Origin of the sequence: Haloparvum sedimenti (assembly GCF_001462205.1) — an archaeon.
Classification (GTDB): domain Archaea; phylum Halobacteriota; class Halobacteria; order Halobacteriales; family Haloferacaceae; genus Haloparvum; species Haloparvum sedimenti.
The window spans coordinates 6,985-12,316 of record NZ_LKIR01000085.1 but is presented as its reverse complement, the minus strand read 5'-3'; the positions used below and the strand labels follow the sequence as shown (position 1 = coordinate 12,316).

Here is a 5,332-nt window from a genome sequence, read left to right as displayed (position 1 = left end):
GGTGCTTTTCTGAGCCGGTGCTTTTCTGAGCCGGTGCTTTTCTGAGCCGGTGCTTTTCTGAGCCGGTGCTTTTCTGAGCCGGTGCTTTTCTGAGCCGGCGGGAAGCGTCGTTCCCCGGGAACCGCCGTTACGCCGGCAGCGCCGACGCCGGCACGGTCCCGTCGTCGTTCCATCCCCGCCGGTCGTAGTAGTCGGCGATGGCGTCGTCGAGGCCTGGTAGCTCGTCCTCGTAGGGCAGGCGGTCGTCGGCGCCGTCGATCCCGCGGCGGTTGTTGAAGTGCCGTTCGAGCGTCACCGTCCGCGCGCCGACCGCCAGCAGGTCCTCGAAGTCGGCGTCGAACAGCAGCTCGTAGCGCTCGGGCGTCATGAAGTCCCGCGAGAACTTGCAGACGACGCCGCTGTCGTTGAGCGCCATCAGGTTCTCCCGCTCGACGAGGCGTTCGGCCTTCCCCTCGAAGCCGGCCGGAGGCATCGCCTCGTCCTCGTCGACGAGCGGGTACTCCACGGAGTAGAACGTGGCGTACATGTGGTCTGCGCCGCGGTTCGCGACCGCGTACGAGAGCGCCTGCCCGTGGAGCAGCCGCCCCTCGTGGGCCGCGAAGTCCATGTTCTTCACCGACCAGTTCCCGACGCCGAGCTCGTCGTGGATCCGGCCGATCCCCTCCGCGAGCGTGTCGCCGACCCCCTCGCGGTAGGCGGTCTTCTCGACGAGGTCCCAGATGAGCTCGCGGTTGCCGAACTCGTCCTCCGCGTCGAGGTAGGCGGCGACCGTGTTGCCCATCGAGATGGCGTCGAGGCCGTACTCGTCACAGAGGCGGTTCGACTCCATCACGTCGACGATGTCGTCGACGCCGGAGTTCGAGCCGAACGCCATCGCCACCTCGAACTCCGGGCCCTCGGTCTCGACGCCGCGCTCCTCGTCGCGGGTCGGGAGCTTGCACGCGAACGCGCACGCCGAGCAGGTCCCCTTCTTGTACTTCTTCTCGGCGACGCGGTCGCCGTTGATCCCGTCGGCGCCCTCGAAGGAGCGCTCGGAGAAGTAGTAGGAGGGGAGTCCGTCCATCTCGTTGGCCAGGTCCAGCACCGCGACGGTCCCCTGCTCTTTCATGATGTGGTCCGTCGTCGCGGCCTCGCGGTGGATCTCGTTCGCGGTCGCCGGGATCTCCAGATCGGGCGCCGACTCGCCGCCGAACGTGACCGCCTTGACGTTCTTCGCGCCGAGGACCGCGCCCAGCCCCCCGCGGCCGAACGCGCGCTCCTCCGTCGTCATGATCGACGCGAACCGGACCTCGTTCTCGCCCGCCGGGCCGATAACCGCGGTCCGGTCGCTGGAGATGTCGTGTTCCGTCTCCAGATACGCCGTCGTCTCGGGGACGGTCGCCTCCCGGAGGTCCGGCACGGGCTCGAACTCGACGCCGTCGTCGCGGACGTGGACGACCACCAGCTCGTCGCTCTCGCCCGCCAACTCGACGGCGCCGTAGCCGGTCGCGGCGAGGTGACGCGACATGAACCCGCCCGCGTTCGAGGAGAGCAGGCCGTCCGTCAGCGGCGAAACCGCGGTGCAGTTCGTCCGGCCGGTGAAGCTCATCTGGGATGCCTGCATCGGGCCGGTGGTGAACACCGCCCGGTTCTCCGGACCGAGCGGGTCCGCGTCGAACGGGATGCGTTCGTGCGCGAGCCGCGTCCCCACGCCGCGCCCGCCGATGTAGCGCTCCTGAACCTCCGTGATGTCCGTCTCCGCCGTCTCCCGGTCGCCGAGGTGGACCGTCAACAGGGGTCCGGCACTGTGAAGCATGGTCGTACGTCCGTCGACCTGCTACAAAAACCCAAGGTCAAGAGGCACGGATTGGGGGTTTCGTGGGCTCTCGCGGCCGGTGGCGGCCGGCACTCCGTGCCGGAGAGCCCCGCTATCGCGGGGATTCGAGCGGTTCGGCGCCGCAGATTATACACAATATCTGTTTTCAATGTACACGAAAAAGTTATACGGGCGCTGGGCAATGCCTCTCGTAGACGACCTGTTACCATGCCACGAGAGACAATCTTCGAGGCGGCCGAGTACGAGCGTCGGGTCGCGCGGACGAAGGAGCGACTGCGCGAGGAGGACCTCGACGCGATCGTCGTCGCCGACCCGGCGAACATGAACTACCTGACGGGCTACGACGGCTGGTCCTTCTACGTCCACCAGGCGGTCGTCGTCACCCCCGACCGCGACGAGCCGGTGTGGATCGGCCGCGACATGGACGGCGGCGGGGCGCGCGCGACCACGCACCTCGACGACGACAGCATCCGCGCGTACAGCGACGACCACGTCCACTCCCCGTACGACCTCCACCCGATGGACTACGTCGCGGGCGTCCTCGACGAGTTGGGCGTCGCGGAGGGTCGCGTCGGCCTGGAGATGGACGCCGCCTACTTCACCGCGAAGTCGTACACGCGCCTCCAGGAGAACCTGCCGAACGCGGAGTTCGTCGACGCCACGCTCCTCGTCGGCTGGGTGCGGATCAAGAAGTCGGATCAGGAGATCGCCTACATGCGCGAGGCCGCCCGCATCTCGGAGAACGCGATGCAGGCCGGGCTGGACGTCATCGAGGAGGGCGTCCCGGAGTACGAGGCCGCGGCCGCAATCTACGACCAGCTCATCAGGGGGACCGACGAGTACGGCGGCGACTACCCCTCCATCGTCCCGCTGATGCCCTCCGGCGACCACACCGGAACCCCGCACCTGACGTGGACCGACCGCGAGTTCGAGGACGGCGACCCGGTGATCATCGAGCTGTCCGGCTGTCGCCACCGCTACCACTCGCCGCTGGCGCGGACGACGTTCGTGGGCGACCCGCCGGCGAAGCTGGAGGAGACCGCCGACATCGTCGTCGAGGGACTGGAGGCCGCCCTCGACGCGGCCGAACCGGGCGTCACGTGCGAATCGGTCGAGAAGGCGTGGCGCGAGACCATCGCGCAGTACGGCCTCGAGAAGGAGGACCGCATCGGCTACTCGATGGGGCTCGGCTACCCGCCGGACTGGGGCGAGCACACCGCCAGCATCCGGCCGGGCGACGAGACCGTCCTCGAGGAGGACATGACGTTCCACATGATCCCCGGCATCTGGACCGACGAGGTCGGCATGGAGATCAGCGAGACGTTCCGCGTCACGAGCACGGGCGCGGAGACGCTGGCGGACTTCCCCCGCCGGCTGTTCACGACCTGATCGAAGCCGACCAAGCCACACCGACCGACCAAGCCACACCGACCGACCAAGCCACTCTACACAACCCATGAGCACGACACCCACAGTCGACGACCCCGACACCGAGGAGGAACCCGACTCGACGCTCGTCACCGCGCGCCGACAGCTCGAACGCGCCGCCGCCCACGTCGACGTCGACCCCGACGTGGTCGAACGCCTGAAACACCCCACTCGGGTCCAGCAGGTGTCCGTCCCGCTCGAACGCGAGGACGGCTCCGTCGAGGTCTTCACCGGCTACCGCGCGCAGCACGACGACGTTCGCGGTCCGTACAAGGGCGGGCTCCGCTACCATCCCGAGGTCACCGCGGAGGAGTGCGTCGGCCTCTCGATGTGGATGACCTGGAAGTGCGCCGTGATGGACCTCCCCTTCGGCGGCGGGAAGGGCGGGGTCGCGGTCGACCCCAAGTCGCTGATCGACGACGAGACCGAGCGGCTCACGCGCCGGTTCGCGGAGGAGCTGCGCGACGTGGTCGGCCCGACGAAGGACGTGCCCGCGCCGGACATGGGCACCGACGCCCAGACGATGGCGTGGTTCATGGACGCCTACTCGATGCAGCAGGGCGAGACGACCCCCGGCGTCGTCACCGGCAAGCCGCCGATCGTCGGCGGCTCGTACGGCCGCGAGGAGGCCCCCGGCCGCTCGACGGCCATCGCCGCGCGGGAGGCGGTCGACTACGAGGGGCGCGACCTCGCGGAGACGACCGTCGCGGTGCAGGGGTTCGGCTCCGTCGGCGCGAATGCGGCGCGCCTGCTCGACGACTGGGGCGCGACCGTCGTTGCCGTCAGCGACGTGAACGGAGCGATCTACGACCCCGACGGCCTCGACACGCGCGCGGTCCCGACCCACGAGGAGGAGCCGGAGGCGGTGCTGTCGCACGAGGCGCCCGAGACGCTCTCGAACGGAGAGATCCTCGAACTCGACGTTGACGTGGTGATCCCCGCCGCGGTCGGGAACGTCATCACCGCGGCCAACGCCGACGCGATCGCGGCCGACATCGTCGTGGAGGGAGCCAACGGCCCCACCACGTTCGCGGCCGACGCGGTCCTCGAGGAGCGCGGCGTGACCGTGATCCCGGACATCCTCGCGAACGCCGGCGGCGTCACGGTGAGCTACTTCGAGTGGCTTCAGGACATCAACCGACGGACGTGGTCGCTCGAACGCGTCAACGAGGAACTGGAAGAACAGATGCTGGAGGCGTGGGACGCCGTCCGCGCCGAGGTCGAGGCGGCGGACCTGACCTGGCGCGACGCCGCTTACGTCGTCGCGCTCTCGCGCATCGCCGAGGCGAAGGACACGCGCGGGCTCTGGCCGTAGCCCCGATTTTTCACTCGACGGTCGCGGCGGCCAGCTTCTCGACCGGGTGTGGCGGCTCCGCGCCGCCCTCGCGCTCGGCCAGTTGCGCGCGACAGGAGGCGCCCGGCGCGACGACCGCGTCGCCGTCGCTGTCGTCGACCTGATCGAACAGGATCCGGCCGATCGCGCGGCTCAGCGAGTAGTGCTCGGCCTCGTAGCCGAACGACCCCGCCATGCCGCAACAGCCCGAGTCGAGCTCGTCGACGGCGTAGCCGGCGGACCGCAACACCGCGGCGGCGTGGCCGTCCTTCTTGGTCGCTTTCTGGTGACAGTGGCCGTGATAGGTCAGCGTCTCGTCGGCCGCGTCCGTGGCGAGCGCCGCGGTCAGGTCGAACCGGTCGAGGTACTCCATCACGCCATAGCTGTTCGCCGCGACGCGCTCGGCGTCCCGGCCGTCGAGTAAGTCGAGGTAATCGGACTGGAGCATGACGGCGTCGGAGGGTTCGACGAGGACCACATCCCAGCCGTCCGCGACCCGCGGCGCCAGCGCCGCGACGTTCGTCCGCGCGCGTTCGCGGGACGCGTCGAGGAACCCCTTCGAGTGCGCGGGCCGCCCGGTCGCGGTCACGTCGTCGGGAACCGCCACGTGGACGCCCGCGGCCTCCAGCACCTCGACGGCCGCCCGCCCCGCTTCGGGGTGGTTGTAGTTGGTGGCGGTGTCCGGAAACAGCAGGACCTTGCGCGTCGCCTCCTCGACGGGGACCCGCGCTCCGCCCCGCGCCGCGAACCACTCC

4 protein-coding genes are annotated in these 5,332 nt (G+C 69.5%); 2 read left to right on the top strand and 2 right to left on the bottom strand.

Going from position 1 to position 5,332, the window contains the following annotated elements; translation table 11 throughout:
• Nucleotides 1-127: 127 nt before the first annotated feature.
• The gene (locus tag AN233_RS05405; RefSeq protein WP_058365813.1) at nucleotides 128-1,795 is read right to left on the bottom strand and encodes an aldehyde ferredoxin oxidoreductase family protein; all 1,668 of its coding nucleotides are present in this window, start codon (nucleotides 1,793-1,795) and stop codon (nucleotides 128-130) included.
• A gap of 228 nt (nucleotides 1,796-2,023) precedes the next feature.
• Between AN233_RS05405 and AN233_RS05400 the strand changes: the two genes are divergently transcribed.
• Both AN233_RS05400 and gdhB read left to right on the top strand, forming a co-directional pair.
• Nucleotides 2,024-3,205 (top strand): M24 family metallopeptidase, encoded by a 1,182-nt coding sequence (locus AN233_RS05400; RefSeq protein ID WP_058365812.1) that lies wholly within the window; start codon nucleotides 2,024-2,026, stop codon nucleotides 3,203-3,205.
• A 67-nt stretch (nucleotides 3,206-3,272) separates the two neighbouring features.
• Nucleotides 3,273-4,559 (top strand): glutamate dehydrogenase GdhB, encoded by a 1,287-nt coding sequence (gene gdhB / locus AN233_RS05395; RefSeq protein ID WP_058365811.1) that lies wholly within the window; start codon nucleotides 3,273-3,275, stop codon nucleotides 4,557-4,559.
• 10 nt (nucleotides 4,560-4,569) lie between these two features.
• On the opposite strand, the gene AN233_RS05390 is transcribed toward gdhB, so the two are convergent.
• Nucleotides 4,570-5,332 (bottom strand): (Fe-S)-binding protein (locus tag AN233_RS05390; protein WP_245626020.1); only part of this gene is annotated, 763 nt, incomplete at its 5' end.

What these genes read in the sequence shown, in the direction of transcription:
- AN233_RS05400 (WP_058365812.1), top strand. Translation starts at nt 2,024, where the DNA reads ATGCCACGAGAGACAATCTTCGAGGCGGCCGAGTACGAGCGTCGGGTC.
- gdhB (WP_058365811.1), top strand. Translation starts at nt 3,273, where the DNA reads ATGAGCACGACACCCACAGTCGACGACCCCGACACCGAGGAGGAACCC.
- AN233_RS05405 (WP_058365813.1), bottom strand. Translation starts at nt 1,795, where the DNA reads ATGCTTCACAGTGCCGGACCCCTGTTGACGGTCCACCTCGGCGACCGG.